Source organism: Blastopirellula sp. SH421 (genome assembly GCF_057808535.1).
In genome coordinates this window covers 2,253,619-2,270,207 of sequence record NZ_CM173712.1, presented here as the reverse complement: position 1 = coordinate 2,270,207, position 16,589 = coordinate 2,253,619, and the positions used below count along the sequence as shown (strand labels likewise).

Annotated in this window: 9 protein-coding genes; 5 read left to right on the top strand and 4 right to left on the bottom strand. The window is 56.5% G+C overall.

Features of this window, described 5'->3' with window-relative positions:
- Window positions 1-36: 36 nt before the first annotated feature.
- From SH421x_RS09330 to SH421x_RS09315, 4 genes are all read right to left on the bottom strand, one after another.
- Entirely contained in the window at window positions 37-3,051 is a 3,015-nt protein-coding gene (locus tag SH421x_RS09330; RefSeq protein ID WP_488855177.1) for a cytochrome c biogenesis protein, read from the bottom strand.
- A gap of 9 nt (window positions 3,052-3,060) precedes the next feature.
- Window positions 3,061-6,177 (bottom strand): cytochrome c biogenesis ResB family protein, encoded by a 3,117-nt coding sequence (locus tag SH421x_RS09325; RefSeq protein WP_488855176.1) that lies wholly within the window; start codon window positions 6,175-6,177, stop codon window positions 3,061-3,063.
- A gap of 331 nt (window positions 6,178-6,508) precedes the next feature.
- A complete protein-coding gene (locus tag SH421x_RS09320) occupies window positions 6,509-7,807 on the bottom strand; it encodes a helix-turn-helix domain-containing protein (RefSeq protein WP_488855175.1) in 1,299 nt (432 codons plus the stop codon).
- 51 nt (window positions 7,808-7,858) lie between these two features.
- Window positions 7,859-8,197: a hypothetical protein gene (locus tag SH421x_RS09315; RefSeq protein ID WP_488855174.1), complete on the bottom strand. Its 339-nt coding sequence runs from the start codon at window positions 8,195-8,197 to the stop codon at window positions 7,859-7,861.
- A 714-nt stretch (window positions 8,198-8,911) separates the two neighbouring features.
- Between SH421x_RS09315 and SH421x_RS09310 the strand changes: the two genes are divergently transcribed.
- The 5 genes from SH421x_RS09310 (at window position 8,912) to SH421x_RS09290 (ending at window position 16,521) form a co-directional block, all read left to right on the top strand.
- Window positions 8,912-10,243, top strand: a complete 1,332-nt coding sequence (locus SH421x_RS09310) for a MotA/TolQ/ExbB proton channel family protein (RefSeq protein WP_488855173.1) — start codon at window positions 8,912-8,914, stop codon at window positions 10,241-10,243.
- Entirely contained in the window at window positions 10,240-12,036 is a 1,797-nt protein-coding gene (locus tag SH421x_RS09305) for a hypothetical protein (protein ID WP_488855172.1), read from the top strand. The genes SH421x_RS09310 and SH421x_RS09305 overlap by 4 nt, the downstream gene beginning before the upstream one ends.
- The gene (locus tag SH421x_RS09300; protein ID WP_488855170.1) at window positions 12,033-13,061 is read left to right on the top strand and encodes a hypothetical protein; all 1,029 of its coding nucleotides are present in this window, start codon (window positions 12,033-12,035) and stop codon (window positions 13,059-13,061) included. The genes SH421x_RS09305 and SH421x_RS09300 overlap by 4 nt, the downstream gene beginning before the upstream one ends.
- Window positions 13,062-13,185: 124 nt before the next feature.
- On the top strand, window positions 13,186-14,487 hold the full coding sequence (locus SH421x_RS09295) for a Glu/Leu/Phe/Val family dehydrogenase (RefSeq protein WP_488855168.1): 1,302 nt from the start codon (window positions 13,186-13,188) through the stop codon (window positions 14,485-14,487).
- Between the two features lie 159 nt (window positions 14,488-14,646).
- Entirely contained in the window at window positions 14,647-16,521 is a 1,875-nt protein-coding gene (locus tag SH421x_RS09290; protein ID WP_488855167.1) for a hypothetical protein, read from the top strand.
- Window positions 16,522-16,589 lie beyond the last annotated feature (68 nt).

Sequence of the window (16,589 nt, the reverse complement as noted above, 5' to 3'; positions counted from 1 at the left end):
ATGCGGGTCTAGCGAATCAACTTTTTTCAGAAGGATCTACTCCTCATCATCAAACAGCCGTGAAACGTCGTCGGTTTTGGGGGAACCTGGCTTGATGACGTTGGTGACTTGAAAGCGGACCGCAGCGACGCCGAGGAACAGCAAGTTCATCGCGACAAAACCGAGCACGTAACCTTGGCCCCCTTCGCCAAAGCCGTACGAGTGGAGCCCGACCGCCTGACCTCCGGAGAACATCGGCAGCAGGAAGTTTACGCCGTACCACGAGAAGACGATCATCGTGAAGCCGAGGATCGTACCGACGACCAAGCCAAAATTGGCGAACCAGCCGGCGAAGCGACCATGCAAGATCGCCAGGTAAACCAGCAGCGAAATGAGGGCCCAGACTTCTTTCGGGTCCCAGCCCCAAAAACGTCCCCACGAAACATCGGCCCATAGACCGCCAAGGATGGTGCCGGTCGCGAGCAACATCACCGCGACTTGAATAGAGCGGTAGCAATAACCGGCCAAGATCGCGCATTGCTCTGGCGGACGATAACCGAGCTCAGCTTGGGCTTCGTGCGCGGGACGATAACCTTCTGGAGCGCCAACCGGCGTCACCGGTGCGCGATACTTGCCAAACATATAGAAGAATAGCGCGATCACGCCCAGCGCCCACGCAAGCATGCCGGCCCCATAGCTGGCGACAATCGTCAACACGTGCACCGTCAACCACATGTTAGAACGCAGCACCGGCTGCAGCGGCGAGAAGTTCTCATCCAGCACCGGCGCGTTAGAAGCGACGCAGAAGAAGAACGTCGCAGCGCCTGACGCGGCCAAACCAAAATAAGAGCGATCCAGCACCGCTGGCAGATTCTTCCTCACGCCGTCATTCACCAACCAATCGCGCGGCACAAAATAGAGGGCGTACATCAGGCTGACGGCCAACCGCGGCAGAAAATAAACTGCGATGACGACCGTGATGACTTTCACCATCCAGACGCCAACTTCCATCGCCATATTCGACGAGAACGTAAATGCAGTTAGCGGATTCAGCCCGGTGATAATCGGTTGATTGCCGTCGCTATACATCGCGATCGCCAAAACCCAAAAGATGAACAACAGCAGCGGCACGCGTAACAGCGTCGCCAAAACTCCCATCGCAGTCCAGGCTCCAGCGCCTTGCGTGCTAAGTTGGCTCTCAGAAAGTGGAGTCGCTTCCCACGTCCCCGGCACTGCCGAAGCGCGCCAAGCTTCAAGTCGCCCACGATCATACAGCGGCAACATCAAGAAGATGGCGCCCATGACGGCGACAACCCACGGCACAAACACGACGGTCTCATACATATTGGTGACCGGCGCCCAACCGCTCACCAAGATACGCATGTAAAATCCGTATGTCGACCATACAATCGCCGCCAACAGCAGCAACGTCGCGCACCAGAACATCACTTTGCGAATCACGCCAAATGACAGACCGTAGCAGATCGTCGCTCCCAGGCAGATGATCCACGAAATCATAAAGGGATCAAGCGAGTTATAGCGAACTTCCGCCGCGATTCGCGGGCTGCCTTCGGCCGGATAGGCGGTGTAATCCAGGATGTCTTTGTCTTTTTGATCGGCCGCCAGCAACTCTCGGCGTGCTTGGTCGGTTTGCTCTCCCAGTGCGCGTAATGACTTGGCCAACGATGCTTGCGCTGCTTCGGTCGAAGATCCCGCAACGTAAGCGTCGGTCAACGCGTTCCAAGACTTGCGCACCGCGGCGAGTTTGTCTTGGGGATAGGCCTTCAGCAGATCACCGGAGCTGTACAAGATGGTGGTTAAACCCAGCCAGGGCTGGGCCATGTTTTCGGTGCCGCGTTCCTTTTTCAACGCTTCGGCGTTCAAAGCTGGCACAACATACAGCGTGCCGCTGAGACTACGGTCAAACTTTTTGACTAGGTCCGAGCCTTCGTACAGTCCCAGTTGCATCTCCAAACCGAGTCGATCCAATTCACTGGTTTTCACCAGCATCTCTTGGAACATCGGTTTGATCGTTTCGTACTGCGAACGGCTGAGCGCTTGCTGCGAATTGGCGCGATCCCGCTCGACCAGCAACAGTTCGGCTAACTCATGGGCGGAGGCTCGAAAATCAGCGACCAGCGGCTCGGCTTCCGCCAGCGTCGGCGCGTCATCGGGTTCTAGCGGCTGGGGATCTTCATTCTCTAGGAAGTCGTGCGCGTTTACCTGGGCTTCCACCAACAGCGAAAACAGTGCCCTGTACGAAGAAAGCAACCGATTGGCCGCTAGCGCCATCGGCGATTCGCCGCCGAGTTGCATCAAGATTTGATATTGGCTTTCTAACGTCTGATTCTTGACATTGGGTTCTTGCGACATGATCTTGGCGGCGGCCATCACGCTGTAAAACAGGCGATCTCGCCCGCCTGGCATCGGCAGCGCTTCGTTCAAATTGATCGACAACTGTGGGTCAAAGGTCACGTCACGATAAAGCGCGTACTTGGTCAGCACTTCATTCCAGACGCGCTCTTCCGCCGCGGTCATTTTGAAGTCTTTACCTTCCGCTTTGCGACGTGCGTCAACTTCCAACAAAAACTGGCGCAACGGTACCGAATGGGTGAGCTCATAGGGAGAGACAAACCGTAGACGTTTGCCGGTCGGACCTTCAATCGGCAATCCAAGAGTTTTGCGCAGCTCTTCGTGCTCGGCGATAATAAACGGAATCCGTTCCCACTTTTGCGGTTCGGCTAACCAGCTCAAAATCAATTCGGATGGTTGAAACTTTCGCTCTTCACCGGCCGGCAAAATCGACAGCGCATCGGCATACTCAGGCTTTGCCAACTCGTCAGGCGTGTAGTAGTCAACCAGGTTCACCTTGACCGACGTTTTGTCGTGGGAGGTGATCTCTTTGACCACCAAGTTGGCGAACGTATCCAACGGCTTCACCCGGCCGTTGTGATAGACCGGCAGCTGCTTCCAAACCGCAGCTTCAAATTTTTCACCGGCTGCTGCGGCCACGACAAACGTGGTGATCAGCGCCAGAGAAAGAGCGGAAAGTACGAGGCGAATCGACTTCATTGCATGTTCCTAATTCTTCCCCACGATGTTGGGAAGCTTGGTCTCTGCTGCAGTGGAACGGCGAGAATCAACCGGTGACTCTTCGCGCTTGCGCGGCTTGAAAAAATAAGCCCGCATGTAAAACATCGTGGCAATTCCAAGAATCACCAACAGACAACCCCAGTAGCGAAGCGCCGAACCGGGATCGTGATTGACGGTGAAAACCGACGCATAAATTTCTTCGTCATTGCGCTCGGTCGGGGCAAACTTGGCGTATTCGGGTGAGCCCGGCTGAAACGGCCCCTGGAAACTTTCCTGGAAGACATGCAAGTCGCGATGATAGGTCGGATCACGAAACGCATCCGGCGCGTTCATCGTAATCCAGACATTTTCTTTGATCACGGCGTTTTGCGTCCACATCAGCTTGCCGTCGATCACGGCGGCGCCGCGCGGAGCGCTGACCATCGTCGTTTCAACATCTGCATCTTTCTTTTCTCCGTCTACGCCAAACGGAATACGGCGGACGCGAGTCAAAACTTCACGCGGCTTCGAGCGATCAAACGTCGGATCGCTCAGATGCTTACGCGATGCGGGATCGCTGGGATTGGGCTCGATATCAGTCCAGTAGAGATAACCATCTCCCAGCGCCAATGAATTTGGCATTCCTTTACCGACCGGCCCGACAAACGGCGTCGAACTCAGCATTTTGCCTTCGCTGGTTGCGCCGCGGATCGCGTTCTTCGCTTGGTCAGTCCAGTAAACATTTCCCGTCATCGGGTCGACGATCACGTCGGTCGCGCGACCTTCAGGAATCGCGACCCAATCCGGCGTCAACTCGGTTCCATCACGATGCACGCGACCTACAAAGCCCGACGCGTCATTCGTAAAGTAGATCCAATCGCGTTCACTATCGATGGCGATGCCGTGGGGACGACCGGCGAAGGTGATCACGCTCGCCGGGGACGAGCCGTCAAAGTTAGCGCTGCGCAAATAGCCTTCGTCCCCTGACCGACCTTTGCGCCAATCAGTCCAGTAAATCTTGCCGGCTTCAACATCGCACGCCAATTGCTGCGGATTGGCCAATCCAAATGGCACGATCTGCTTGGCTTGCGTCCAATCTTCGCTGTTCAGCGCGGCGATCGGCATGCTCCAGATCGACGCCGGATCTGCGTCGTCGATCCAAAAAATCTGATCGCCGCAACTGGTAATGTCGCTGGGAGAGTTGCTATCGATCGAGAGCGGGAATTCGATTCGTCGAGTACTTTCGCTGGCCGGATCCCAAACCATGATCCAGCGATCTCGGACTCGATCAAGATAATGGACATCGCTGGAATAGTGAGACGGCTGGGCCGTGCCGGGATCTAAGCGACGCTCGAACTTTTCAAGAAAGACGCGAAAGCCAATGTCAAACGATTGAATTGGCATCGCCAACGTCAGCGTCGTGTCGCCCACCTTCATGATGTGCTGCGTGCTGTCATCAACATGTCCCGAATTTGGATCGCCAAAGTGGGCCTGGATCCAAAACTCGTCGGTCTTATCTCCCTTGGTCAAACGGACCAGCGCTGCTGGCGCTGGCATTTGTGACTTTGGATCAAAAGGATCGCGGACCGCGGTCGCTGTCGGCTTGTCGGCCGGGATGTAATTCTCGACGTACATCTGCAACTGTGCGATCGGCATTTTGAACGCGTCTACAGCGTTCGTCTGGTTGCCGTCGATCGGCAAATCTCGCGCGATGGCGACTTCTTTTCGATTCCAAAAGCGATAGTAAAGTCGTTTGGTTTTTCCGTCTTCGTCAATGCCTTGAATCACATCGATACGCGAACCGCCGGGGCTTCCCCCTTGCAACAATTCGGCTGCCTCTCTCTCGCCATGATCAAACCAATAGGAACCGTAGACTTTAGCGTCGAAGGCCTGAGCGTTGAAGTTCGGCATATCGGCCAGTAAGACCAGCTCGTCCACCGGTTGCCCAGCTTCGGTTAATACGATCCGGACGCCGGGGTTCTGCGGCGCCTCGTTCGGCTCGCCATCTCCCCAGGTGATGCCGCCATCGGGTTTTCGACTCGGAACGGCAGACGGCATGTAGGAGACAACTTGATACGAATAGTCCGTCCCCTCCAGCGGTCGCGCCTCTTTATCGAGCGCCTCAGCGACGTCAATCTGAAAGCGTTTGCCGTCAGCGTACAGCACCACTTGTCCCTGTTCGCCAATTTTCCCTTGGGGACCCCCTTCGAGAAAGGCGACCGTCGCCGCGCGATCGGGAGCCAGCGCCATGGTGAACGCTCCAGCGCCCATCGGTTGACGATCCCCCACGCCGTATTTGTATTGCGTATCGCCGTCGACCTTGTGGACGCCCAGCTTGACCGGGACCCACTGCATGTCTGCGGCGACCAGTCGACCGTCAGCCGCTTGTTGTCTGCCGGCTGGCATGCTCAGTCGCAACTCTACCGCGGGTACGCCATCTTCCCAGTGACTGTCGCCGTAATAGTCCAGCACTTCCAAGCGGATGTCGCCGTCGGAATATAGGAGGTCGCCGGCGCTATTTCGACCAGCCAGATAGAAGAGCGGCGAAAAGAGCTGGGCCACTTCCGGGCGAGCAACCCGAATGTTGCTGAATCCCTCTTGATAGTCGGCCCAACTAAAGGGCCCCGGTGCGAACGGGATATCAACTTCGGTACTTTCCGGTGGATCCAGCGGCGAAGCGCTCTGCTGATCGATCCGCAACGCAAAGCGATAGTGATCCGGCTCAAACGCGCGAATGTCGGAGATGTTGTTTTCCCACACGCTCACCTGCGAGTCGATGCGCCACACGCGGCTCACCACGCCGCTAAACAACAGCGTCAGCAGGCCGATATGGGTGATCACGAAACCGGTTTGATGTCGCTTCCAGGGAAAACGAATCGACGCGGCGCAGAAGATGTTGACCGCCAGCAAGAGATAGAGCAGCGAGAACCACCATGACTGGTAAACGTAAAACTGCACCACATTGGTGTTAAACGCCGCTTCCACCGCGGTCGCGACCCCCAACGTCAGCGCCATCCCGAACAGCAGGATCACCGCCAATTTGAGCGAGGCGGCGATTTCATACAGACGCAACGCTCCCCAGACAAAGAGAGATTGATCATTTGCGGCAAGTTTGGGTCGTGCCATGCTTTGGATCGGCCAGCGTGGGGATGAGTTGGCAATTACAGGGCGTGATGCGGTGGGACCAAGCTTTAGCAACATCAATGCTTGGCTGTCAAAACGCCGTCAGATACAGCACCAAGGGGACTATCGCCCCCTCAGCAAGCGGAAACAACATCCGCAGTTAGTTGATTATAGCGCGACCAGGGGGAAAAGATACCGCTGCCGCCGCACTCCCACCGGATTAAGGCGAACACCTGTAACGATTGCAACAGGCAACAGTTACGAAAAAAGCCGCGAGTTGTCTCGCGGCCCTGTGGGATTGATTTACGGCGATCTTCTTGAGGGGGGAGAAATCCTAGGCCCCCATCAAGCTGATAATCCCGTCCATGATCGAACTGTTGATCGCATACGGCTGGTCGAACGACCAAATGTTACGAATCAGGTCGGTTACCATGAGCCCGGCGAACAACACCAAAACTGCAGTCGCAGCCAAGCTGATGATGTTCAAGACGCTGTAGGGAGCTTCAACCGGCGCGGCGGCGGCCGGCACGCCAGCTGGCGTCACCTCCATCGTCCCGCCATCGTCAATGACTTCCAGTGCTGCGTCTTGTCCTCCAAAATCTCCGTCGTCGATGCCGGCGCCAAACAAGGCCGACTCCGATCCGATCGAGTCCGAGTCGAGCGCGATCACCTGCGAGCCGCTGTCGTCATCATCCAGTTCCCCTTCGACCGGGGTCAACAGGAAGTCGTCATCGACGCTGCTTTTGGCCGCCGAAATTCCAGAAGCGATGTCTTTATCCACGCTCATGCCAGAATCGCCGGCCAAGTCAAAAGCATCGACCTTCGAGCCAGAGAGATCCAGCGGTTCCATCCCGATATCAATCCCACTGTCAGCCGGATCAACCAGGCTGACGCCGCTATCGCCGGCGTCCAGCGTCAATTCGCCGCTATCGAGATCATCCAGCGCCGAGACCGCGCTTTCACCCAGATCGAGATCATCTTCGTGCAGCGCCAAGCTGACGCCCGAGCCGGTCCCTTCGGGATCGCGTTTTTCGGTCCCCAGCACCACATCGTCTTTGTCATCATTGTCAATCGGCGAGAGCAACAGCTCATCGTCATCGTCGTCCAGATCGGCGGAGCCGGGAGCATTGAGCGAAGCACTGCCCAATACGTCCGAACCTTCCATATCGAGATTCAATCCGCTGTTGGTGTCCGAGGCTGGGTCAAGGACGTTAGAACCGTCCTCAGCCCCCAGTTCGATATCGCTGTTGGCAAGCTTCAAATCGCTGCCGCCCATCGAAAGCTCTTCGCCGATCACCACGCCCGATTCTCCGGCGCGGCCTTGCTCCGGGATCAACAGCGAATCAATTTCTCCAGACGAACCGTCGTCTCCACCGAGCGACAACTCAAACTCGCTGTCATCGTCCGAATCGCTGGGAGATTCAATGATGTCTTCACCGCTGTCCCCGAAATTGGGGGAACTTGCGCCAGCAGCCAAGTCGGCTTTGACCCGTTCGATTTCGGTTTCTTTGAATTTCCAGCTCGCCCCATCGCGATAGCCGTGGATCTCATTGCGTGATCGCATTTCGACCAACTGCTCGTCGGATATACCCAGAATTTGAGCAGCTTCGCTAAGGGGGATTAATTTGGCCATGCCAGGCTCCGGTGATTCAAAACTTATAGGCCCGGCCGCCTGAGCAAATGCTTAGGGTCTGCCGAGCGATGCTTTTATTTCGCTAGGACTCGGATTCGTACTGTTGTGCGCTTCCAGCAACAAATCCCAGTGTAGATTGCGAACGCTCTTGAGAGAAATCTTTCCGGTCGTCCCATCCACGTGATAGACGCCCATCACTCTCGTTTGCGGATCAATCAATACAATCTGCTGCATTCCCGCCGCCGTATTGGTCGTATGGGAAATCAGCGAACCGCTTGGCGTCGCCGCATACGGTGCTTGTGCTTGCGCCGGAGAAGGAGGAGTTTCCAACCAAGCGACTGCAAAGATGAGGCTAACGACAAGGCTAAGGCCCAATACCGCATTACGCATAAACCACCTACTCTTCGTGGATTGCGGAATCGAACCTCTATCTATTCTAGAAGCCCGTTTCCTTGATGCAACTCTTTTCGTCCCCAAATGTTAGCAGCGAATCATTCCCCCTCCGGCTGTACTACCTGGAAGAGTTGAATTGCGAGCGGGCAATACCGTCGTAAGCATCTATCTGTAAAAGACTTACACCCAAAAACACCGCCGCTGTGCCGATTCTCTCGCACTGAGACCTGAGCATCGTAGCGGCACTTTAGAAATGCTGGCAATGTCAATCGCGCGCCAGCAAGCACAAATGGGGGGAGAGCAGAAAGAGGGTCAAGAAATAAAAGAAGTTCGGTGGAGTCAAGCGGACCCCAACCGAACTTTCATTCCCCCCCGGGATTTATTTAGGCAGCGCGTCGGCCAAAATAGTTGCAACCTATGCTGGCGTAGCGATTTGCGTCGAGTGTCATCATTTGCGACAAAGGAAGTTATCGGCAGTGTCCGCCGCCAACATTCATGTTCTTTTCGATAAAACCGGCAAATGTTGCTGAATTGGCTCCCCCCTTTTGCTAGCGAGGCAGAACTACTTCGCATTGACGCCATCTCTTGGGTTTTCTACTCATTGCGCCAACAAATGCTCAAACCCCAGCCGCGGTTGTTCCGATTATGACGATTGTGCGGACTTGTCTCCCCGCTCCGCTCGATCGCGCCGCGTAGGAAGGATACGAATCAGTGACTGCCCGAAACACCTCGAAGTTCTGGTACAACATCAGCGGTAAGCTAGGGTGGCCTGTCGCCCTCGGTTTAGCCGCGTCTGCCGGCTTTTTCGCTTTGATCAACCAAGGCGTCATCAGCAACCCGCTGATCGTCCGTTACTTTGCCGGTCACCCGGTCGAATACATCGAAACTGCGATGTTCTTCGTCGGCCTCGCGGCGATCCTGCTGAAATTGCAGGATGTGTTTCGTGAATTAAGCAGCGTCAGCAAAATCGAGTTGCCTGCGCCGCCTCGCGAGGGACAACTGATTGATGACGCGGCTGGATTGCTGGATCAACTAGAAGAGTACCCGCAGCGAATCCAGCGTCACGCACTTTGGCGGCGTTTGTTTCAAGGGATCGAACATGTGCACGTCAACGGCAGCGCCGCCGGCTTGCAGGAAGAACTGAAATACTTCGCCGATCAAGAAGCGGAACGCGCCTATCAAAGCTATTCGCTGGTGCGAATCGTGATCTGGGCGACTCCGATGCTCGGCTTTTTGGGTACCGTTATCGGCATTACGCTGGCCCTCGGCAATCTTTCGCCAGAAGCTTTGGTCAACGAACCGAAAGCGGCCATGGAAAGCCTGTTAGCCGGGCTAAGCATCGCGTTCGATACAACGGCATTGGCTTTGTCATTGTCGATCTTCCTGATGTTCGCCCAGTTTGTGGCGGACCGCATCGAAAACGAACTGCTGACCGTCGTTGATTCGACCGCATCCGCCCAATTAAGCGGACGTTTCCAGCAAGCTGGCGGCAAAAGCGATCCCAGCGTCGCCGCGATTCAGCGGATGGCCGAGCGGGTGATGCAAGCCACCGAGCAACTGGTCGAACGCCAAACGCAACTTTGGCGCAATACCATTGACGGCGCTCATCACCACTGGGAAGAGATCGTCGGCTCCAGCAAACAACAGTTAGAAGATTCACTCTCAGCGGCGCTGTCTGGTTCACTCGAGCGACATGCAATCGCACTCGCTGGAGCCGAAAAAGAGGTGATTCGCGAGATGCGGGTCGATTGGAAGCAGTTTCAAACGGCGCTCGGCGAAAATGCTCGCCTGATGCAGGATCAACAGCATCAACTTGCCCAACAAGGGGAAGTGATGCTGAAAGCAGTCGAAGCGGTTGGCGAAATTGCTTCGCTAGAACAAACGCTCAGCCGCAACCTCGATTCGCTCGCCGGCGCCGGTCACTTTGAAGAGACCGTATTGAGTCTCGCAGCGACGATTCATCTGCTGAACAATCGCATCGGCGACAATGGTGGCCGTCGATTTGAACTCGAGAAGAAGTCCTCGCAAGGTCACGCGGCATGAGCCGAGCCCACGCACGCCGTCAAAGCGTCGAAATCTCACTCTTCCCGTTCTTGGCGGTCCTGATCTGTACGGTCGGCGCACTAATTGTGCTGCTGGTCGTACTCGTGCAACAGGCCCGTGCTTCGGCCGATGCTGCGCCAGTCCCGATAGAAGCTCCGCCGGAGGCCGCGCCGATGGCTCCAGCGATCTCGCTGGCCGAAATCGAAGAATTGCGCAAGCTGCGAGCCGAACAGCATCAACAGTTAGCAGAAGAGCGTCTGCAGCTCAGCGGTATTGAAGATCACATTCGCCGTTTGGCGTCCCAAATCCGTGGCCTAGACGAACAGGTCAAGCTGCTCGAACAACAGCGCGATGCAAAGCAGTCGGATCAAGCCGACATTGAGCACAAATTGGCCGAAGTACGGCAGCAATTGGCCGACGCCAAACAGAAGCTGGCGGCAGAACAAGCCAATGCAGCGAAGAAAAAACCTTCGTACGCATTGATACCCTATGACGGTCCCAACGGTACCCGTCGGCAGCCGATTTATATCGAGTGCACCGCCGATCGGGTGATTCTACAGCCGGAAGGAATCGAATTATTTGGCGCCGATTTTCGACCGCCGCTTGGAGCTGGCAATCCATTGGACGCCGCATTGCGAGCAATTCGCGAATACCGCTTGAAACAAAATCCCAATTCGCCTGATCCCTATCCGCTGCTGGTCGTACGCCCCGCTGGAGCCGAATCGTACGCCGCGGCGCGTGACGCAATGCTCTCGTGGGATTCTGAATTTGGATATGAACTGATCGACGACGAACTAGAGCTGCAATTTCCTCCTGCAGATCCCTTTCTTGCGACAATGTTGATTCAAACGGTTGAAGTCGCGCGACGCCGCAAAGTGGCCGTGATGATGGCCGCCCCCAGAGAATATGGCCGTGTCGAAGAAACCGGCCTATTAACTGCAACCAGTCGCGGCGGGTTCGCCCCCAGCGGCGGCGGCGGTGGTTCTGGCGAAGAGGGCTCGCCGTTTGGCAAAAACAGCTTCCTCGAACAAGGAGCGCCGCTTGGTCGACAACCGGGCGGATCGACCATGACCGGTGGAAGTGTCGAAGGTCCACAACCTTACAACCGTCCCAGCAGCGACGGCGGAAAACCATTTGACGGTGGGACTCCCGGCGGTTCGCAGCAATTTGATCGCGCTTCCAGCGGCGGACAGGGGACAATGGCCGCATCGCTGCCCGGCGGATACCAAACGCAAGCCCAACGCAACGCTCAAGGGCCGCAACTCGCAGGCGCCGACGGCCAAAACGCGATGTCGCTGCCTGCCGGTTCGACAGATGGCAACCGCGGCAATCCCAACGGCGACAGCACCACCTCAGGTGGATCTGGAGCTCAACAGGGTCGATCGCCCGGCGGACAACAAGGGGGCAGTTCCAGCGGCGGATCGCCCGAACCGCCGCAATCGCTGGCCAACTCACGCGGTCGCAATTGGGCGCTGCCGGGACAATCGGCTCGCGCCACCGGCATCACGCGTCCCATTCACGTTGTTGTCGCCGCCGATCGCATTGTGATCGTGCCCGAAAAAGGGAGCGCCAAACAGCCGCAAGTTGTCTTGCTGCAGTCGGATGTGCGCGGTGGAATTGACGAGTTCGTCTCGCAAGTCTGGTCCCGAATCGAAGACTGGGGTATCGCCGGACGCGGTATTTACTGGAAGCCGACTCTCAAGGTCGACGTCCAACCCGGGGCCGAGAGACGATTTGAAGAAATGTCGGCCCTGCTCAACGGCAGCGGCCTGGAGGTAGAACGCAACGAATGAGACGCACCGTTCGATCTCGCGATTCGGCTGAACCGTCGCTCGACTCCTTCCTGGATGTGGTGACCAACCTGGTCGGCATTTTGATCATTTTGATCATGGTCGTCAGCATCACGGCTCACGAAGCGGTCACCGACGCCAAAGCATCCCCAACGACCACTCCGCCTGTTGCGCCACAGATCGCACCGCCCCCTGGCGGTTCGATGGAAGAAGCACTGGCCCTGCAAGCCGAGCTCGTCCAGATCACGCAGCAACGGACTGCCGTGCGCCAAGAGCTGCAGCAGAAGTTTAATGATCGCAGCCAAATGCAGTTTGTGTTGACGGCAGCCAACACCGCGATCGATAAGCGGCGAGCCGAACTGGGCGAAGTGCAACAGAGTGACTTTGATCGCAATCGCGAACTGTTGTCCGAGAAAGACAAGCTGAACGAGGTTTACTCGACGCTTGAAAGCCTCGAGAATTTCCAGCCCGAGTCGATCGTCCTCAAACATTACCCCACGCCGATGGCCAAAACCGTCTTCGGCCGAGAAGAGCACTTCCGTTTGCAAAACGGTCGAATTTCGTTTGTCCCCTTAAACACGTTGGTCGAAGAACTGAAAGCAGACGCTCAGCGTAGCGCCTCCCAACTGCGCGACACCAGTTCGCTGACTCGGACCGTCGGTCCAGTCAATGGATTTTATTGCCGCTATGTGCTGCGGCGATCGTCTTATTCAGTCGACACCAAGATGGGCGCCACGCGTCGGGATGTCGTCGAGCTCGATCATTTCATTTTGGTTCCGGTCTCCGAGAATATGGGAGAGCCGTTCCAAGACGCGCTGAAACCAAATTCTGATTTCATGCAGCGGATCGCAAGTTGTGATGCGCAGAGAACCACGATCACCTTGTGGGCCTATCCCGACAGCTTTGAAGAGTTTCGCCAGTTGAAGCTGCTGCTGGTCGAGCGCGGTTTCGCCACCGCGGGACGTCCTTTGCCGGCCGATCATCCCATCGGCGGCTCTCCCCAAGGTTCGCGATCTTCAGCAGAATAACCGCCGTTCACAGTTTACGCCCCTCTGATTCTAGAATTCAGCAGCGCCGAATTGACGGCGCATGCGGCGAGGTATAACGTTATTGAAGTCCACCTGAATTGCACCGGTATTGGGAATCGTCGCCATGGATCAGCCAGCGCATGATCTTTTCTCGCATGCAGTCGCCCAATTGGACAAAGCGTTTCAACACGCCGACATCGACCAGGAAGCAGTCCAGCGACTCAAACATCCCAAGCAAATACTGGAAGTCACGATTCCGGTCCGCATGGATGACGGCACGCTCCGGATCTTTACCGGTTATCGCGTTCGCCATGACGCGACGCGTGGGCCCACCAAAGGCGGCATTCGGTTTCATCCCAATGTCGACTTGGCCGAAGTCAAAGCGCTCGCCTTTTGGATGACCTTCAAATGTGCGGTCGCCAATCTTCCCTTTGGTGGAGGGAAGGGGGGCGTGATCGTCGATCCCAAAGAGCTTTCACGGCTTGAATTAGAGCGACTCTCCCGCGGGTACATCGAGCGCATCGCCGACTTTATCGGCCCTGAAGTCGATATCCCAGCCCCAGACGTTTACACCAACTCGATGATCATGGGCTGGATGATGGACGAATACTCCAAGATTCGTCGCCAGCACACGCCGGCGGTGATCACCGGCAAACCGATCCCGCTCGGCGGAAGTCTCGGTCGGGACGACGCCACTGGACGCGGCGCCTACCATTGCATCAAAGAGCTAGAGTCCAAACGCGGCTGGAAACCTGCTGAAAAACGAGTCGCCGTGCAAGGCTTTGGCAACGCCGGACAAGCCGTCGCGCGACTGCTGTACGCCGATGGATACAACATTGTCGCCGTCAGCGACTCGCGTGGAGGGATCTACAAAGAGTCTGGCTTTGACGTCCCCAGTCTGGCGCATGTGAAAAACGAATCGCGGCGCCTGCAAGCGGTTTACTGTGAAGGATCGCTGTGCGAAGCCGTCTCCGCCGACACTATCACCAATGCCGAACTGCTAGAGTTGGATGTTGATATCCTTATTCCGGCTGCCCTAGAAAGCCAAATCACCGGCGAAAACGGGGCCCGCATCAAAGCCGAGGTAATCATCGAAGCAGCCAACGGGCCTGTGACCAGCGAAGCGGACGAGATCCTCAACCAAAAAGGAACGTTGGTCGTTCCCGATATTCTGGCCAACGCCGGCGGCGTAACGGTTAGCTATTTTGAGTGGACGCAAAACCGCGCCGGCTTTTACTGGCCGCTCGAATTAGTCCATCAGCGACTGCACGAAACGATGTCCCGCGAGTTTAACACCGTCTTTAATTTGGCTGAGCAAAAAAAGATCGACATGCGTACCGCCGCCTACGTCGTGGCCCTCAATCGCATCGGAGAAGCGATCGCCTCGCAAGGAACGGCCCGCTATTTCACGGCCCAAGAGGACTAAGAGCCTATCCGGAATGATCGCCCGGACGAACAAATGGCGCCATTTTTTTCTTAGCCCGCTAGCAGGGGCCAATCGGCAGCTATTGCGTTAATCTTGAGCTTTTCCTACCATCCCTGCCCGGAAACATCGGTTTTTCAGCGCGGCGGCGAAGGTTAGGTAATGAATTTTCGAAGTACGAACCGCAGATTTGCGTATAGCCTCCTGATCTTGCTTGCGACCAACATCGGTTGCGTGCCAGGTTTGTACACGCATAGTTCTGGTGAAACATCGCTTGCCGGCATCACCGGCAGCGTGCCTGCTGGTTCGCGCCACAAGCGACATGTACTTGATGAAGAGGAAGTTGTCGCATCAGCATCGCGCGAAACCGACGTCTCACCGCAGCACGAACAACTGCCTCCCGATTTTCTAGCGCGAGTCCAAGCGCTCACTCTGCCAGAATCCGAGAAAACCTCGATCCGTCGCCAGTTCAACGGCAGTTCGCCCGAAGAATTGGATCGCGTGATCGGCATCCTCGAATCGCAATTCGCTCCCGCCAAATCGTTGGAAGAGCAGCCAGCGAGCGAGCCGCAACTTGCCAAACAAACAGCCGATCCCCCAGCAGCCCCCGCTCAGACCGGCGCTTCATCAGACCAACTGGCTGACTTGCTGGCGCAGATGAAACAACGTGTTGGAGAGTCCCGCGGCGATTTGCCGCAACGGTTGCCAGCAGCCCAAACAGTTCCAGCATCCAGCCTGCCGACTGCCGAACAAATCGCTCAGTATGCTCGCACCGGCAATCCCAATTTTACGCAGTACGAATTCACGCGTCGTGACCAACCGGCGCAAGCGGCGCCTGCCGTGGCGCCGGTCTTTCCGGTGCAACAAGTGTCGCATGTCGAGCAGGTACCTAATGCTGAAGAAGTAGCGCTCAATGGCGCAACGCACCCGGATCAGATGGCCGATCAGCGCAGCGGGGTCAGCAACCTTCCGCCGACTGCGATTCCCCCGACTGCCAATCAAGCGCGCGGAGACGTCGCTCAGACTCCGGCAGCGACTCCAGCGGCGCTTTCAGCCGACGAACAATTGGTGATGGAAGCGATTTGGAATCGTGGACACGTCTCGCTCGAAGACATCTACAACCAGCTAAACAAACACGCGCTGCCGGTCGCATCCAACGATTCGGCGGACGGGGGGCGCTCGGCAAACAAGGCCGCGGCACCGCCGGCGATGACGCTGGATGAACTTCAGACGATCATCTTTGACCTGGAAGACGCCGGCTGGCTTGCGCATCGTCGCGACGACAAACGAATCCTGTATTGGTCCGAACGAGATCAGCCGACGGGAGGAGCGCAAGACTGGGATACCGTACTGCGTCAAACGATCGTCGCCATGGAGCAAGCGCTTCGCAATTCACAACTAACCGACTCCGAACGCCAAAAGAAGGAAATCCACCTGCGAATGCTCTATCTGATCGCTGAGCGCAAAGGGGACGCGATGCGTAAGATCGAGACTTTGCCGGCAGCCGAGCAAGAGTTTTGGTCCAACTTGTTGTTTGCGGCCAGTGATTTTGCGCATAGCAGTGAGATCCCTGTCGATCGTCGCAGTTTGCTGGCGCTGCGTTCGCTGCAGCATGCCAGCGCAAGTCTAAGTGAACTGAGCCCGCTCGACCTGCGGAATGTAGCCTTCGTCCGTAATGTCAAAGGGTTTGGAGACTTCACACCATTTGAGAAAACGTCGTTTACCGCTGGCGAAGAATTGCTAATTTACGTCGAGATCGAAAACCTTTCGTCCAAAGAAGTCGACGGTCAGTTCGAGTCGACCTGGGGCGCAAGCTACGAAATCTTCAACGACACCGGACGCCGTGTGGATACGCGGAACTTTCCGGAGTACAAAGATCGCTGCGCCAACCGGCGCCGCGACCTGTCATTTACTTATCGTCTGTACCTGCCCGAGAACATTCCGCCTGGCAGATATCGCCTAGAACTATCGGTGCGTGACAAAGAGATCGACAAGTTCGGTCAAGCGTCGCTCGACTTCGAGATCAAGCCGCAGTAAGTTTTGAACGTGGCGCTAACTAGCGACGTCAAGAATAAGACGCGGACGCCACGGAAAGAAAGAAGCGT

Excerpts from the sequence above, each read along its gene's own strand:
- SH421x_RS09290 (WP_488855167.1), top strand. The coding sequence starts at position 14,647 with ATGAATTTTCGAAGTACGAACCGCAGATTTGCGTATAGCCTCCTGATC.
- SH421x_RS09325 (WP_488855176.1), bottom strand. The coding sequence starts at position 6,177 with ATGGCACGACCCAAACTTGCCGCAAATGATCAATCTCTCTTTGTCTGG.
- SH421x_RS09295 (WP_488855168.1), top strand. The coding sequence starts at position 13,186 with ATGGATCAGCCAGCGCATGATCTTTTCTCGCATGCAGTCGCCCAATTG.
- SH421x_RS09305 (WP_488855172.1), top strand. The coding sequence starts at position 10,240 with ATGAGCCGAGCCCACGCACGCCGTCAAAGCGTCGAAATCTCACTCTTC.
- SH421x_RS09330 (WP_488855177.1), bottom strand. The coding sequence starts at position 3,051 with ATGAAGTCGATTCGCCTCGTACTTTCCGCTCTTTCTCTGGCGCTGATC.
- SH421x_RS09315 (WP_488855174.1), bottom strand. The coding sequence starts at position 8,197 with ATGCGTAATGCGGTATTGGGCCTTAGCCTTGTCGTTAGCCTCATCTTT.
- SH421x_RS09320 (WP_488855175.1), bottom strand. The coding sequence starts at position 7,807 with ATGGCCAAATTAATCCCCCTTAGCGAAGCTGCTCAAATTCTGGGTATA.
- SH421x_RS09300 (WP_488855170.1), top strand. The coding sequence starts at position 12,033 with ATGAGACGCACCGTTCGATCTCGCGATTCGGCTGAACCGTCGCTCGAC.